The sequence below is a fragment of the Jiangella muralis genome (genome assembly GCF_001270745.1).
In the GTDB taxonomy this organism is placed as follows: Bacteria; Actinomycetota; Actinomycetes; order Jiangellales; family Jiangellaceae; genus Jiangella; species Jiangella muralis.
On record NZ_KQ434758.1, the window covers coordinates 287,757 to 302,278 of the forward strand.

The following is a 14,522-nucleotide window of genomic DNA, read 5'->3' on the forward strand; positions in this document are numbered from 1 at the left end:
CCGCCTCGTGAGGTCCGGCCGCCTGGGGCTGGTCGCCGCCGGGCTCGCGGTGCTCATCGCGGGCCTGGCGGTGGTCCATCTCATGCAGGGCACCGCGCAGGTCGGCGCCGGTGACGTGCTGCGCTGGGCGGCCGGTCAGGGCGATGACGAGGCCGGCGCGGTCGTGCTGGCCTCCCGGCTGCCGCGGCTGCTCGCCGCGGTCGTCGTCGGCGTCGCGCTCGGCGCGGCCGGCGCCGTCATGCAGTCGGTGTCGCGCAACGTCATGGCCTCGCCGGACACGCTGGCCGTCAACGCCGGCGCGCACCTGACGCTGGTCGTGGCCGCGACGGCCGGGTTCACGCTGCCGCTGCTCGGCGCGGCCGGGCTGGCGTTCGCCGGCGGGCTCGCCGCGGCGGCGCTGGTGCTGGCGCTGTCCGGGCTCGGCGGCACCGGCGCGGTGCGGCTGGTGCTGGCCGGCACCGCCATCGCGCTGGCGCTCCAGTCGCTGACCAGCGCGTTCATCATCCTGTTCTCCGAGGAGACGCGCGGCCTGTTCGCGTGGGGCGAGGGCTCGCTCGGGCAGAACGGGCTCGACGGCATCCGCACCATCGCCCCGGTGGTCGCCGTCGTCCTGGCCGCGCTGCTGCTGCTCGGCCGCAAGCTGGACCTCGTCTTCATCGGCGACGACCACGCCCGCATGCTGGGCGTCAACGTGCGCCGCGTGCGCGCGGGCTCGATCGTCCTGGCCGTCCTGCTCGCCGCCTGCGCCGTCACGCTGGCCGGCCCGGTCGGGTTCGTCGGCCTGGCCGCGCCCGCCGTCGTCCGGCTGGCCACCCCCGTGGTGCCGGGTCTGCACCGGCACGCCGTCCTGCTGCCGGTGTCGGCCGCGACCGGCGTGCTCATGCTGCTCGCGGCGGACGTCGGGCTGCGGGCGGCGATCGGGTCGCAGGGCGCGCTCGAGGTGCCCACCGGCGTCATCACCACGATCCTCGGCGCGATCTTCCTCATCACGCTGGCGCGGCGGATCCGCGTGTCCGACACCGTCGGCGAGCCGCCGGCCGCGGGGGTGCGCGGCGGCGTGACGCGGCTGCGGTTCGGCGCCGTGCTGACCACCGTGGCGATGGTGACGGTGGCGGTCGCCGCCGGCGCCACCCTGCTCGGCGACTCCGTGCTGCTGCTCGGCGACGTCGTCAACTGGCTGTCCGGGCAGGCCGGGCCGATCGTCAGCACCGTCATGGACACCCGGCTCCCCCGCGTCGCCGCCGGGCTGCTGGCCGGTGCCGCGCTGGCGCTGGCCGGCGCGATCATCCAGGCGGTCGCGCGCAACCCGCTGGCCGAGCCGGGCATCATCGGCGTGGCCGGCGGCGCCGGCGTCGGCGCCGTCACGATGATCACGCTGGTGCCGATCGCGAGCTTCTGGGCGCTGGCCGGCGCGGCCGGTCTCGGCGCCGGACTGGCCGCGACGCTGGTGTTCGCGCTGGCCGCGCGGGGCGGCTTCGCCAGCGACCGGCTGGTGCTGATCGGCGTCGCGGTGTCGGCGGCCGCGCAGTCGCTGATCGTCGTGATGATCACGATGACCGACCCGTTCAACGAGACCAAGGCGCTGACCTGGCTGGCCGGATCGACGTACGGGCGCTCGTTCGAGCACCTGGTGCCGATGGCGCTGGCCGTCGTGCTGGCCGTCCCGCTGCTCTACGGCATGCGGCACACGATGGACCTGCTCTCCGTCGACGACCACACGCCGCGGATCCTGGGCGTGCACGTCCCGAAGGCCCGGCTCGCGCTGCTGGCCGGCGCCGTCGTGCTGACCGGCGCCGCCGTCGCCGGGGTCGGCGTCATCGGGTTCGTCGGGCTGGTCGCGCCGCACGCCGCCCGGGCCCTCGTCGGCCGGCGGCACGGGCGGATGCTGCCGGTGGCCGCCCTGCTCGGAGCGTCGCTGGTCTGCCTGGCCGACGCGCTGGGCCGGACGGTTATCGCGCCGGCCCAGCTGCCGGCCGGACTGGTCACCGCGATCGTCGGCGCCCCGTACTTCGTCTGGCTGCTGTACCGCTCCCGGACCAGGGGGAATACCGCGCCACGGCGACCGGGTTGGCGTGGACATGCCCCTCACCGGAGAGTACGAACCGAGCACGTCTGACTGGGCCCGCAAGCAGGCGGAACAGTACGAGCAGTCCGGCGGCACCACCGCCACCACGCTGCGCGGCAAGCCCGTCATCATCCTCACGTCCGTCGGCGCCAAGACCGGCAAGCTGCGCAAGACCGCCCTCATGCGGGTCGAGCACGAGGGTGAGTACGCCGTCGTGGCCTCGCTCGGCGGAGCGCCCCAGCACCCCGTCTGGTACCACAACCTCACCGCCAACTCGCACGTCGAGCTGCAGGACGGCGACGCGAAGCACGACTACCTCGCCCGCGAGGTCCACGGCGACGAGCGCGACCTCTGGTGGGAGCGGGCCGTCGCCGTCTGGCCCGACTACGCGACCTACCAGACCAAGACCACCCGGGTGATCCCGGTCTTCGTCCTCACCCGTCTCACCGACTGACGCCCTTCCCCGTGGTGTGGGCGCGCCACAGCGCCGGCGAGTGGGGGGCTCGCCGGCGCTGCCGGGGGGACGGGGTCAGTCGCGGTCGCCGCCCCTGTCGTCGTCGTGGTCGTCGTCATCGTGGTCGTCACGGTCGTCGTGGTCGTCGCGGTCGTCGTCATCCCGGTCGTCGTCGACGTCGACGCGGGTGATGTCGCCGGACGCCGCGTCCACACGGACGTCGTGCTCGACGCCGTCGAGGTGGATCTCGACCTTCCACTCCAGCCGGCCGTGCTCCCACTCGCGCTCGAGCTCGGTGACCGTGCCGCCACCGACGTGCGCCAGCGCGATCTGCTCGGCCTCGCCGCTGCCCATCTCGTCGCCGCTGGGCGGCGCGGGAGCGCTGGTGGCCGAGTCGTCCGGGGCCGGCGCGGACGTGTTCGAGTCGTCCGGCGTGAGGTCGCTGAGCGACGGGTTGTCGTCGACGACCGACGAGCGGGGTGCGTCGCCGTCGTCGGAGGCCGTGACGGCGTACGCGACGCCGCCGGTGAGGAGCAGGGCGGCCGCGGCAGCGGCGGCGGAGATCAGTCGGTTGCGGTTCATGGTGGCGTTCCTCCAGTTCGAGTGCGTAGCCTCCACGTTGCCGCCGGCCGCCCTAGCGCCGCGCTGGGCGAGGGTTAACGCCCGGCTAAGGGGTGTCCGGCCCGGTCCCGAGCTCGACGACGACGGTGAGGCCGCCGCCCGCGGGGCCGTCCAGCCGGACGCCGCCGCCGGACTGCTCGGCCGTCCGGCGGACGATGTCCAGGCCCAGGCCGCTCGACCCGGACCCGCTGACGCCGCGCCGCAGCGCGCCGGTGGCCTGGCCGGACGGCAGCCCGGGCCCTTCGTCGGCGACGACCAGCCGGGCGCCGCCGCCGTCGCGCGGCTCCAGCCGCACCGTGAACGCCGTCCCGTTGGGGGTGTGCGCGAAGACGTTGCCGAGCAGCGCATCGACGCACGCTTCGAGGTCGCCGCGGGCCAGCGCGACCGGCAGCGGCCCGGGCGCGACGTCGACCGTCAGCTCGCGGTCGGTGTCCTCGGCGAGCACCGCCCAGAACGCGGCCCGCTCGCGCACCACGTCCGCCGCGTCCACCGTCACCGCCGACGGCGCCGCGCCGCGCCGCCGGGACTGCTGGATGACGTCGGTGACCGCCCGATCGACCGCGTCGACGTCGGCGACGATGCGCTCGGACTGCTCGCCGGCCGGCAGCGCCTCGGCGTCCATCCGCAAGGTCGTCAGCGGCGTCCGGACGCGGTGCGAGAGGTCGGCGATGGTCTCGCGCTCCTCGCGCAGCAGGTCGGTGATGCGACCGGCCAGCCCGTTCAGCGCCGTCGCGACGACGCCCAGCTCGCCCGGCGCGGACGGGTCGGCGCGCGCGTCCAGCTCACCGCGCCCGAGCCGATGCGAGACCGCCGCGAGATCGGTCGCGCCGCGCACCAGCCGCCGGCCGAGGCGGTCCGCGACCACCAGCCCGACCAGCAGCAACGCGATGCCCAGCGCGGCCAGCGCCAGCCACGCGCGGGCGACGCCCTGGCGCAGCTCGGCGTCCGGGACGAAGGTGCGGATGACGCCGGCGCTGCCGTCCGGCCCGTCGACGGCGAACACGATCTCGCGGCCGCCGTCGGCCTCGGCGGAGGCGCTGGTGCTGCGTTCGGCCAGCTCGACCAGCGGCGACCGGTCCGCCTCGGCGCCGAGCCGCTCGCCGTCCGGCAGGAACACCGTCACGTCGAACCGGGACGTCGCGTCGACCTGGTCGACGGTGAGCGCCAGCGGGTCGCCCTGGGTGGTCGCGACCACCGAGGTCAGCGCCTGCGCCTCGACGGTGGCCGCCTGGACGGCGCGGTCGGCGGCGACGTTGCGGATCAGGAGCGCGAGCGGCACCAGGAACGCCACCAGGACCAGCGTCGTGGTGGCGGCGACGAGGACGAGGAGCCGGCGGCGCACGCATTCACCTTTCGGGCGCGGCCAGCCGCACCCCGACGCCGCGGACGGCGTGCAGGTAGCGGGGGTCCTGCGCGGTCTCGCCGAGCTTGCGGCGCAGCCAGGACAGGTGCACGTCGACGGTCTTGTCGGCGCCGCCGTAGGGGAGCTGCCAGACCTCCGTCAGCAGCTCGCGTTTGCTGACCACCTCGCCGGGGCGGGCGGCCAGGTAGTGCAGCAGGTCGAACTCGCGCGGCGTCAGGTCGAGCGCGTCGTCGTCGAGGGTGGCCTGCCGCGAGCGCGGGTCGATGCGCAGCCCGCCGACGGTGACCGCCTGGTCGCGCTGCTCCTCGGCGCCGCGCCGCAGCACCGCCCGGATGCGCGCGTCCAGCTGCGCGACGCCGAACGGCTTCGTCACGTAGTCGTCCGCCCCCGCGTCGAGGACGGCGACCACCTCACTCTCGTCGTCGCGCGCCGTCGCCACGATGACGGGGACGTCGCTGACGCCGCGGAGCATCCGCAGCATCGCCGTCCCGTCGAGATCCGGCAGCCCCAGATCCAGCACGACGACGTCCGGCCGGTCGCCGACCGCCTGCTCCAGCCCCGTCATCGCCGTCGGCGCCGACCGCACGGCGTGGCCGCGCTCGGTCAGCCCGCGGATCAGCGCGGACCTGATCGTCGCATCGTCCTCGACGACGAGCACCTGGGCCATGCCGACGACCCTAGGGGGTGGCTGACGGATATTGGTGGATGCGGGCGGCGTCCAGTCGTCGGTCCAGCAAGGCGGAGGAGGAGTTCGATGCGGAGCCATCGAGCGACGACGACAACGCAGCTGGTCGGCGTCTGGGCGTCGATCCGCGCCGCCGAAGATCCGTCAGCCACCCCCTGGGGCACCGGCCCCGTCACTCCGGCCCGATTGCCCGTCCGTTGAGGTCGCCTTAGGCGTCCCTTAACCGCCGAGGGCGCGCTCCAGGAAGCGGCGGGACCGGTCGCGCTCGCGGCCGAGCACCTCGTCGACCTTGGTCCAGTCGATACCGTCGGCGAGCCTCTCGTCGCTCAGCTCGCTGGACGACGTGATCAGCCGGTCCTCCAGCCCGAACAGGCCCAGCAGCGACTTGAACCTCGTCAGCCCGCGGTTGCCGTTCGCGTACACGACGAACGGCTTGCGGAAGAGGATGGCGAAGACGCTGCCGTGGAAGGAGTCGGTCACGACGAAGCTCGCGTCGCGGAATCCGCGCAACCACGACTCGACCGGAGGAACCACGATCGAATCGAGGGTCGTCCGGTTCGGCCCGTCCGTCTCGATGCCGATGGGGACGGCGTAGTTCAGCCGCTCGGCGACCTTGCCGATCTCGATGCCGGCGACCTCCGTACCGGTGAGCGCCGCTGCCTTCCCGACCACCCGGTTCTTGTCGTCGTCGGGGTCGAGGACATAGGTGAAGACCCGCCCCTCACCCGGCACCGCGTCGTCGCCCATGACGTCCGCGTAATCCGGCGGGTCGAGCAGCATCGTCGGGTCGAGCACCTGCTCGGCGCCCACCCCCAGGTGATCGCGGCACAGGGCGACCCCGCTCTGCTCGCGCACCGACACGCCGTCGAAGCGCTGGAGCAACTCGGCACAGCGCCGGGTCTGGCTGTCGGAGAACTCCCACTCGTCGACGCCGAAGGACGGGGCGTAGGACAACCGCTTCACGTCCCAGTGCTCCGCGAACGAGAAGAAGACACTGTCGAACGAGTGCGCCGCCACGATCTCGTAGGCGGGCCGCCAGATCTGGTCGCTCCCGACCAGCAGCGCGTCGAACCCGTCCGACGCACGCAGCTCGGACATCGCCACCGTCTGTCCGACGAACCGGTCGACGAATCGCTGCGTGTTCTCGCGCGTCCGGCGCACGAGGTCGTCGCGCGCCGTCATGCCACGCGCGGAGAACGTCCCCTTCAGCCGGTACGACGTGCGCATGCCGTCGACGTAGCCGAGCGGCTTGCGTGCGGGCGGAAATCTCGGCCAGCCGTCCCGGTCGATGAACCAGACCTCGTGGCCCTGCCGTTCCAGCACCCGCTTCAGCGCGAACGCCTGAACCATTCCGCCGTAGTTGACGTTCAGCGGAAGGGTGATGATCCCGACCTTCATGGCGCTCCTCTTCGATTCCGCCGAACCGATGGTCGTGCGAACCTAGCAAGCGCGGTGCCGGGCGGGGAGTTGGCTTGTTCAGCCGCCCGGCCCAGCGAATGAAACGCAGGTTTCATGAATTGAATCATGGCTGCGGCGGGGTCGCCAGCATGCCCGCGTTGACCTCGCCTTAGCCGTCCCTTAACCCGGGCGCCGGGCATAGTGGGGCCATGACGAGTCCGAGGGTCGTGCGCGTGGGCACCGGCGTGCTGCTGTGGCTCGCCGCCGCGGCCGGCGCGACGGCCGTCGGCATGGCGGCGGTCGGCATGATCGGCAGCGACATCTTCGGCTCCAGCCAGGAACCGCTCACCCAGGCGGAGGTCGAGCAGCGTCTCGCCGCACCCGCCACCGGCCCGACGACCGGCCCGACCAGCGACCCGTCGGCCGAGACGGTCGACCCCGGCACGCCGTCCGCCGACCCGACGGCGACGCCGTCCACCACCACGACTCCCCCGCCGCAGCCCGCCCGGCGGGTCGTCGACGCGCTCAGCACCGGCACGGTGACCGCGCAGTGCAACGCCGACGGCACCATCCAGGTCCTCGGTGTCGTCCCCGCCCAGGGCTACGAGGCGGACTTCGACGACGACGAGGCCGACGACCACCCGAAGATCACGTTCGAGAGCGATGCCACCGAGGTCGAGGTCCGCCTGCGCTGCGTCGGCGGCGTCGTCACGGACGAGATCGAGCAGAAGACCGCGGACTGACCGCCCGCGGTCGGCGTCAGCACCGAGCGTTCAGGGACGACCGCCCCGGGAGCAGGCCCAGTTGCCGCAGCTGTGCGGCGACGTCGACGACACCCCAGCCCTCGACGATCCGGCCGTCGGCGAAGCGGAAGATGAAGATCTCGTTCCAGCTGATCGATCGACCAGTCGCCGGGATACCCATGTACTCACCGCGGTGGGTGCCCGTGACCCGCTGCCGGCTGACGACGCGGTCGCCCTCGGCGAGCACGTCCTCGGCCGAGATCTGCAGGTCGGGGTAGGCGTCGTGCAGCCGCCGGTACACCTCCTTGATCGCCTCCGCCCCGGTCACGTCGGCCGCGGGCAGCGGCGTCCCGCTGGTCACGTCCGGGTCGAACACCTCGTCGATCGTCGACGCGATCACGTCGGCGTCGCGCGTGTTGCTGGCGGCGAGCAACCGCAGGTAGCTGGCCTTGTTCGCGTCTTCGGTGGTCATGTGCATCTCCTCGAGAAGTCCTGGCGCTCACTCAGGAGACGAACCAGTACCGGCTCAGGGGACAGCCGGGCGCCGGCCACGCCGGCGCCGAGTCGTGCCTAGATGTTGATCGGATGACCCGAGATGCCGTGGATCGCTTCCTTGACCGCCTCGGACAGCGTCGGGTGGGCGTGGATGTTGCGGCCGACCTCGTCGGCGGTGAGGTCCCAGAGCTGGGCCAGGGTGAGCTCGGGCAGCAGCTCCGTGACGTCCGGGCCGATCAGGTGGGCGCCGAGCAGCTCGTTGTGCTCGGCGTCGGCGATGATCTTGACGAAGCCGACGGGGTCGCCGAGGCCGTGCGCCTTGCCGTTGGCCATGAACGGGAACTTCGAGACCTTGATCTCGTGGCCGAGCTTCCTGGCCTGCTCCTCGGTGTAGCCGAAGCTGGCGACCTGCGGCTGGCAGTAGGTGGCCCGCGGGATCATGGCGTAGTCGACGGGCATGGTGTCGGCGCCGGCGATGGTCTCGGCCGCGATGATGGCCATGGCCTCGGCGGCGTGCGCGAGCAGCAGCTTGCCGGTGACGTCGCCGATGGCGTAGATGCTGGGGACGTTCGTGCGCAGGTACTCGTCGACCTCGATGGCGCCGCGCTCGGTGAGCCGGACGCCGATCTTGTCGAGGCCGTAGCCGTCGACCCGCGGGGCGAAGCCGATGGCCTGCAGGACCTTGTCGGCCTCGATGACCTCCTGCTTGTCGCCGGACGACACCGTGACGCGCACGACGTCGCCGGAGTCGTCGATCGACTCGACCCGGGTGGAGGTGCGGACGTCGACGCCGAGCTTCTTGTACTGGCGGGCCAGTTCCTTGGAGACCTCGGGGTCCTCGAGCGGCAGCATGCGGTCGAGGAACTCGATGATGGTGACCTCGACGCCGTAGTTGGCCATGACGTAGCCGAACTCGACGCCGATGGCGCCGGCGCCCGCGATGACGACGCGGCGGGGCAGCTCGCTCTCGAGGATCTGCTCCTCGTACGTGACGACCCGCTCGCTCAGCGACGTCCCGGGCAGGAGGCGGGTCGTGGCGCCGGCGGCGACGATGCAGTGCTCGAACGTGACCGTCTCGCTGCCGCCGTCGTTCAGGCGGACGTCGAGCGTGGTGGCGTCGGTGAACGTCCCCCACCCGTCGAACTCGGTGATCTTGTTCTTCTTCATCAGGTAGTGCACGCCCTTGACGCGGCCGTCGGCGACGGTGCGGCTGCGCTCGTACGCCTTCGAGTAGTCGGCCTTGACCTCACCCTCGAAAACCAGCCCGAAGGTGTCGGCCTGGTTCTTGACGATGTGGGCCAGCTCCGCGTTGCGCAGCAGCGCCTTGCTCGGGATGCAGCCCACGTTGAGGCAGACGCCGCCCCAGTACTTGGACTCCACGACGGCGACGGACTTGCCCAGCTGGGCCGCACGGACGGCTGCGGTGTACCCGCCGGGGCCGGCGCCCAGGACGACGACATCGAAGTGCGCACTCATGATGGACAGCCTAGATGCCCCATCGCGCTGCGATGACACAGTCGTGAAGCCGATGTGAATCCACCTCGGTATTCACTGAGATGTTGTGAACGACACCACTCGGGCCGACCTCGAAAGGCTGCAGATCCAGGTCGGCCGGATCATCGGCGACCTCAAGGCGGCACTCGACGCACCGCTGGCGATCATGGCGTCAGGTGAGGCGTGGACCGGGACGCGGGCCGACGGCTTCGGGACGTCCCTGGACATCCACAAGGGCATCCTCCAGAAGGCCGCCGACACCATCGACGGCGACCTCGATGCCGCCGTGGCCGCGGCCCCCGCGGAGGAGGTGCCGGCATGACGACGTTCTCCTCCGTCTCGGTGACCGGCCTCGAGGACCTCGTCGCCAAGCTCCAGATCACCCGGCGCGAGCTCGACGACTTCCTCGGCTACACCACCGAGCGTTCGGTCCGGGCGGACATGAACCGGCTGGACGTGACGTCGACCGGCTTCGACGACCTGGCCGTCGTCCACGAATGGGTCGAGTCGGCGCTGCAGCAGACGCAGCGCCGGCTGGGGCTGGCCCGCGCGCTGGAGCACCAGCAGCCGAACTCCCCCATGGTCCAGCTCGCGGAGAACGAGGTGACCGACCTCGACCCCGGACTGGCCGAGCAGCAGGGCCGCGAACTCGCCACCAAGTTCGAGGAGTCCGGCGAGGTCGACGCGGAGCTGATGGAGGAGTTCGAGCAGCTCGCGTACGACCCGGACGCGATGGCCGCGTTCTACGCCGAGCTCGGCCCGGAGATGGCGGCGCGGCTGGCCGCGTCGATGGGCATGCCGGAGTCCGGCGTCGGCGAGAACGCCCAGCACTACCTGGAGCTGCTGAGCATCGGCCTGGGCACCGCGATGATGGACGACACCCCGCCCGAAGGCATGAGCGACTTCAGCGAGTTCGGGCTGGCGACGGACGATCCGCAGGTCGCCTGGGGCCGGCTGGCGCTGCTGCAGTACGGCGATTTCTCCGACCAGCAGGCGTTCGTCGAGCAGACCGTGAACGGGACGGCACTCGACGCGTTCGCCGACAAGGACTGGGCCGATCCCAGCAACATCTCCACCAAGACCCTCGGCAGCGGCGACACCGCGGTCGGCCTGACGGAGGACATCGGCGCGCTGGCGTTCGACACGCTCGCCCGGTATCCCGAGCTGGCCACGAAGGTGCTGTCGGAGCAGGACATCTCGGTCAAGGAGATGACGCACCGCGTCTATGCGGCGGCGGGCGACCCCGCTCAGCGCGCCGACCTGGCCGACAGCTTCGGCCTGGCCATCGAGGCCGCCACCGGATCGCAGGGCGACCCGCCGAACACCGAGCACACGCCGGAGCAGGCGGCGCTGGCGTTCGAGTTCATCACCGGCTCGGCCGACCACGAGCAGATCCCGCCGGTGATCAAGGACACGACCGCCCGCGTCGCGGCGGCGTACGTGGACGAGATGGTGTCCGGCTCGTTCATCGACGGCGGCGAGATGTCCGGCGACCGGGGCTCGTCGATGACCGGGATACCGGAGGACTTCCCGCAGGGCACCGGCCTGAGCCCGGACTTCTACCTCAGCCCGAGGGCCGTGCACCGCTTCCTCGGCGGCTTCCAGGACCAGATCGAGTACTCCGCGCCATTCGAGGTCGCGGTCGAGTCGCTCTACAACAGCTCCCTCGCCGACGCGATCGCCGCCGACCAGGCCGACGGCGGCGACCGGGTGAACGACGTCATGAGCCTGTTCGGCGCCGCTGCCACGCTGTACTTCGAGGGCCAGCGGGAGCACGCCGCCGACTTCGACGCGCGGGAGGAGGCGCGCAAGGGCGCCGTCGCGAAGATCTTCACCGAGGGCGCCGGCGTGGTGTTGCCCCCCGGCGTCGGCTTCTGGCTGCTCCACCAGGGCGTCGGCGGGAAGCTCGACGAGTGGGCGAAGAGCACGAACACCGAGGGCGCAGTGATCGCCGAGAGCACCGACGCGGCGCAGCTGCGCTGGTACATGACGGTGCACGCGATGATCGGCAACGGTGTCGGCTCCACGCCCGAGGCGCACGTGATGGACTCCGCGCCGGCGTCGATCAAGGGACCGTACGGAGAACTGCTGCCGATGGACCAGATCTACGGCGACCCGGAACTGCGCCGGCAGTTCATGGACTGGGTCCAGAGCGTCCCCGCCCTGGACGACATGTCCGACGCCGGAACGGACGCCTGGGACAGCGGCTGGCAGGGGGCGCAGACGTTCCTCGGCCGGACCTGACCGCGGCCGTCAGAACAGCCGCGACGTGGGGTCGTCGACGCCGCGGAGGGCGTCGTAGTCGACGGTGAGGCAGGTGATGCCGCGGTCGACGGCGAGGGTGCGGGCCTGCGGTTTGATCTCCTGCGCCGCGAACACGCCGCGCACCGGTGCGAGCAGCGGGTCGCGGTTGAGCAGGTCGAGGTAGCGGGTGAGCTGCTCGACGCCGTCGATCTCGCCGCGCCGTTTGACCTCGACGGCGACGGCGACGCCCTGCTCGTCGCGGCAGAGGAGGTCGACCGGGCCGATCGGCGTCGGGTACTCCCGGCGCACCAGCCGCCAGCCGGACCCGAACGTCTCGACCTGCTCGGCCAGCAGCACCTGCAGGTGCGCCTCGACGCCGTCCTTGACCAGGCCGGGGTCGACGCCGAGGTCGTGGCTGGAGTCGTGCAGGACCTCGTGCAGGCTGATCACCAGGCGGTCGTCGGTCTTGCCGTTCTGCACCGTCCACACCGCCTCGATGCCGTCCTCGTCCGGCTCGGGGTCGCGGACGGTGAGCGTGCAGGGCGGGCTCATCCAGTTCAGCGGCTTGTACGAGCCGCCGTCGGAGTGCACCAGCACGCTGCCGTCGGCCTTCACCATGATGACGCGGGTGGCGGGCGGGAGGTGGGCGGTCAACCGGCCGGCGTAGTCGACCTGGCAGCGCGCGATGACGATCCTCACCGCCCGAACTCTAGACGGCGTAGCGTGCTGAACACACGCACAACGACGTGCGGAGGGCCCTCATGAATCGGATTGCGCTGATCGCGATGGGCCTCGCGCTGCTGGCCGTCATCGGTCTGGGCGGGGTCGTCATCCAGCGGCAGGGCGAGCGGATCGACGGGCTGGAGGCCACCGTCGGCGAGCTGCGGGCAGTCTCCGACCAGGTCAACGCGCGGCGTGATGTCGACGACGCGACGCGACTGGAGGAGATCGAGGCGCAGCTCGGCTTCGACGCGCCCTCGTGGCCGGCCGAGAACTTCGCCGAACGGATCACCCAGCTCGAGTGGGACCTCGCCCTGATCTGCGGCTACCTGCACCGCACCGGCGCCGAACTGTTCTGCTGACGACCTTCAGCCCAGCAGCGCCGCGGCGAGCACCGGCCGCTCGGCGCGGAACCAGGCGTGCGCCCGCCTGATGGTGTCGCCGGCGCCGTCGGCCCACATGCGCGCCCACCCGCCGCCGTCGGTCTCGGCGCGGTACTTCATGACGTGCCAGACGCGGGTGTAGCGGCGGTCGGCGACGTCGAGGAGGGCGGCGCGCCGGCCGGCGTCGAGCCCGTAGGCGTCGGCGAAGATCCGCAGGCGGCGGCCGGCGTCGGCGTCGCGCAGGGCGGGGTCGCGGTCGGCGGGATCGGCCAGGGGCGCCCAGTACCGCAGAGTCGTGACGACGTCGAGCAGCCGGGTGGTCGGCCCGGCGAGGTCGAAGTCGATGATCCCGACCGGGCGGCCGTCGACGAAGATCGTGTTCTCGAAGGTGAGGTCGTTGTGCCCGACGACGTCCGGTGCGTCGAACAGGGACGGCACGCCGGGCAGCTCGACCCCCGCCGGCCAGTCGACCCCGTCGGGCAGCCTGAAGCGGGCCGAGTCGTCGTGCAGGCGGCGCTGGATGACGGCGATCTCGCGCAGCGCCTCCTCGGTGACGGCCCACGGCGCCAGCGGCCGCCCGCCCATCTCGCCGTCGAGGAAGGTGAGGATCTCGCGGCCGCGCTGGTCGAACCCGAGGAAGCGCGGCGCGTACGGGAACCCGGCCGCCTCCAGGTGCAACAGGTAGGCGTGGACGGCGGCCGCGCCGCGCGCCGGGTGCCGCCGGACGGTCCCGCCGACGCGGACGACGCCGTCGCTGACGTCGCCGCCGAGCAGCGGGACCTCGACGACGTCGTCCAGGAAGGCGTCGACGGCGGCGCGGAACTCGGCCGGCCGCTCGACCCACGGGTAGTGGCCGCAGTCCTCGACGACGGCCAGGCGGCCGGACGGGAACCGCTCGGCCAGCGCGGCGACCGGCGCGAACCCGGTCAGGGCGTCGTCGGCGCACGCGACCACGAGGACGGGCGCCGGGACGGACCCGAGCCGCGCGGCGAGGTCGGCGGGCGGATCGACGCTGAAGTAGGCGCGGCCGGCGGCGAGGTCCCAGCGGCCTTGCGTCGCGTGCCGCCGCTCGGCCGGGCCCCAGTGGGCGTAGCCGGCCGGCGCGACCCGCCGCTGCCAGTCGTCGAACCCGTCGTCGTCGAGGACGGACGGGCCGGCCTGCAGTGCGACCCACGCCCCTTGGAAAGCGTCGTCGGTGCGGCGGGTGGCGATGGCCCCGGCGTCCGGCGCCACGTCGACGAGGTGCGTGGACGGCGGCGTGACCAGCAGCAACGCCGCCAGCCGCTCCGGGTACCGCACGGCGTACGAGACGGCCAGCCGGGTGCCGGCGGAGTGCCCGGCGACCAGCAGGCGGTCGTGACCGAGATGCCGGCGCAGCGCCTCGACGTCGTCGGCCTGCCACCAGTACGAGCCCGCCTCCGGGTCGTCCGGCGCCGGCGACGCCCCGACGCCGCGCAGGTGCGGGATCACCAGCGGGTGCCGCTCGGCCAGCCCGGCGAGGTCGCCCAGGTACTCCGGGTGCCGGGCCGCTCCCCCGGCGAGGACGACGATCGGCGGGCCGGCCGCGTCCGGCCCGGCCAGCTCGTCGTAGTGCAGGGACGTGTCGTCGGCGGCGCGGTAGGCAGGCACGGCCAGGACGCTACCGCGCCGCCGCCGGCCGGGGCCCGGCGACGGCCTGGTCGCCGCGGGCCGGGGCGGCGATGGCCTGGTCGCCGCGCTGGAGGTCTGCCGTCGGATAAGACTGCAGACCTCCATCGCGCGATGGAGGTCTGCAGTCGAATGAGACGGCAGACCTCCAGCGGGCCGGGCCGACTCCGGGCGGGCCGCGATCGGCGGGGGGCGGGCGACGGCGGCACA

General features: G+C 72.7%; 14 protein-coding genes. 6 read left to right on the plus strand and 8 right to left on the minus strand.

Annotation, left to right across the window (positions count from 1 at the left end; translation table 11 throughout):
• Nucleotides 1–7 precede the first annotated feature (7 nt).
• Both ACW62_RS16240 and ACW62_RS16245 read left to right on the plus strand, forming a co-directional pair.
• Nucleotides 8–2,116: an iron ABC transporter permease gene (locus ACW62_RS16240; protein WP_053205148.1), complete on the plus strand. Its 2,109-nt coding sequence runs from the start codon at nt 8–10 to the stop codon at nt 2,114–2,116.
• Nucleotides 2,079–2,519, plus strand: a complete 441-nt coding sequence (locus ACW62_RS16245) for a nitroreductase family deazaflavin-dependent oxidoreductase (protein ID WP_053205149.1) — start codon at nt 2,079–2,081, stop codon at nt 2,517–2,519. Before ACW62_RS16240 ends, ACW62_RS16245 begins: the two co-directional genes overlap by 38 nt.
• Nucleotides 2,520–2,594: 75 nt before the next feature.
• Here the strand turns inward: ACW62_RS16245 and ACW62_RS16250 are convergent, their stop codons facing one another.
• From ACW62_RS16250 to ACW62_RS16265, 4 genes are all read right to left on the minus strand, one after another.
• Nucleotides 2,595–3,101, minus strand: coding sequence for a PepSY domain-containing protein (locus ACW62_RS16250; RefSeq protein ID WP_053205150.1), 507 nt, complete (start codon nt 3,099–3,101; stop codon nt 2,595–2,597).
• 85 nt (nt 3,102–3,186) lie between these two features.
• The gene (locus ACW62_RS16255; protein ID WP_053205151.1) at nt 3,187–4,482 is read right to left on the minus strand and encodes a sensor histidine kinase; all 1,296 of its coding nucleotides are present in this window, start codon (nt 4,480–4,482) and stop codon (nt 3,187–3,189) included.
• A 4-nt stretch (nt 4,483–4,486) separates the two neighbouring features.
• On the minus strand, nt 4,487–5,170 hold the full coding sequence (locus tag ACW62_RS16260) for a response regulator transcription factor (RefSeq protein ID WP_053205152.1): 684 nt from the start codon (nt 5,168–5,170) through the stop codon (nt 4,487–4,489).
• Nucleotides 5,171–5,407: 237 nt separating this feature from the next.
• Nucleotides 5,408–6,586, minus strand: coding sequence for a polysaccharide pyruvyl transferase family protein (locus ACW62_RS16265; protein WP_053205153.1), 1,179 nt, complete (start codon nt 6,584–6,586; stop codon nt 5,408–5,410).
• A 209-nt stretch (nt 6,587–6,795) separates the two neighbouring features.
• On the opposite strand from ACW62_RS16265, the gene ACW62_RS16270 reads away from it, so the two are divergent.
• Entirely contained in the window at nt 6,796–7,329 is a 534-nt protein-coding gene (locus ACW62_RS16270) for a hypothetical protein (RefSeq protein ID WP_157574798.1), read from the plus strand.
• 16 nt (nt 7,330–7,345) lie between these two features.
• Here ACW62_RS16270 and ACW62_RS16275 read toward each other — a convergent pair whose 3' ends face one another.
• Entirely contained in the window at nt 7,346–7,801 is a 456-nt protein-coding gene (locus tag ACW62_RS16275; RefSeq protein WP_205629388.1) for an ester cyclase, read from the minus strand.
• Nucleotides 7,802–7,899: 98 nt separating this feature from the next.
• Entirely contained in the window at nt 7,900–9,300 is a 1,401-nt protein-coding gene (gene lpdA / locus ACW62_RS16280) for a dihydrolipoyl dehydrogenase (protein WP_053205156.1), read from the minus strand.
• Nucleotides 9,301–9,385: 85 nt separating this feature from the next.
• Between lpdA and ACW62_RS16285 the strand changes: the two genes are divergently transcribed.
• Both ACW62_RS16285 and ACW62_RS16290 read left to right on the plus strand, forming a co-directional pair.
• Nucleotides 9,386–9,640, plus strand: a complete 255-nt coding sequence (locus ACW62_RS16285) for a hypothetical protein (protein ID WP_053205157.1) — start codon at nt 9,386–9,388, stop codon at nt 9,638–9,640.
• On the plus strand, nt 9,637–11,562 hold the full coding sequence (locus ACW62_RS16290) for a hypothetical protein (protein ID WP_053205158.1): 1,926 nt from the start codon (nt 9,637–9,639) through the stop codon (nt 11,560–11,562). The genes ACW62_RS16285 and ACW62_RS16290 overlap by 4 nt, the downstream gene beginning before the upstream one ends.
• A 9-nt stretch (nt 11,563–11,571) precedes the next feature.
• Here the strand turns inward: ACW62_RS16290 and nucS are convergent, their stop codons facing one another.
• Nucleotides 11,572–12,261, minus strand: coding sequence for an endonuclease NucS (gene nucS / locus ACW62_RS16295; protein ID WP_053205159.1), 690 nt, complete (start codon nt 12,259–12,261; stop codon nt 11,572–11,574).
• A 62-nt stretch (nt 12,262–12,323) separates the two neighbouring features.
• Between nucS and ACW62_RS16300 the strand changes: the two genes are divergently transcribed.
• Nucleotides 12,324–12,644: a hypothetical protein gene (locus ACW62_RS16300; protein ID WP_053205160.1), complete on the plus strand. Its 321-nt coding sequence runs from the start codon at nt 12,324–12,326 to the stop codon at nt 12,642–12,644.
• Between the two features lie 6 nt (nt 12,645–12,650).
• Here ACW62_RS16300 and ACW62_RS34090 read toward each other — a convergent pair whose 3' ends face one another.
• Nucleotides 12,651–14,294, minus strand: coding sequence for an alpha/beta fold hydrolase (locus ACW62_RS34090; RefSeq protein WP_205629389.1), 1,644 nt, complete (start codon nt 14,292–14,294; stop codon nt 12,651–12,653).
• Nucleotides 14,295–14,522 lie beyond the last annotated feature (228 nt).

Coding starts and splice junctions, on each gene's coding strand:
- ACW62_RS16265 (WP_053205153.1), bottom strand. CDS start 6,586: ATGAAGGTCGGGATCATCACCCTTCCGCTGAACGTCAACTACGGCGGA.
- ACW62_RS16270 (WP_157574798.1), top strand. CDS start 6,796: ATGACGAGTCCGAGGGTCGTGCGCGTGGGCACCGGCGTGCTGCTGTGG.
- ACW62_RS16260 (WP_053205152.1), bottom strand. CDS start 5,170: ATGGCCCAGGTGCTCGTCGTCGAGGACGATGCGACGATCAGGTCCGCG.
- ACW62_RS16250 (WP_053205150.1), bottom strand. CDS start 3,101: ATGAACCGCAACCGACTGATCTCCGCCGCCGCTGCCGCGGCCGCCCTG.
- lpdA (WP_053205156.1), bottom strand. CDS start 9,300: ATGAGTGCGCACTTCGATGTCGTCGTCCTGGGCGCCGGCCCCGGCGGG.
- ACW62_RS16290 (WP_053205158.1), top strand. CDS start 9,637: ATGACGACGTTCTCCTCCGTCTCGGTGACCGGCCTCGAGGACCTCGTC.
- ACW62_RS16275 (WP_205629388.1), bottom strand. CDS start 7,801: ATGACCACCGAAGACGCGAACAAGGCCAGCTACCTGCGGTTGCTCGCC.
- ACW62_RS16300 (WP_053205160.1), top strand. CDS start 12,324: ATGAATCGGATTGCGCTGATCGCGATGGGCCTCGCGCTGCTGGCCGTC.
- ACW62_RS16245 (WP_053205149.1), top strand. CDS start 2,079: ATGCCCCTCACCGGAGAGTACGAACCGAGCACGTCTGACTGGGCCCGC.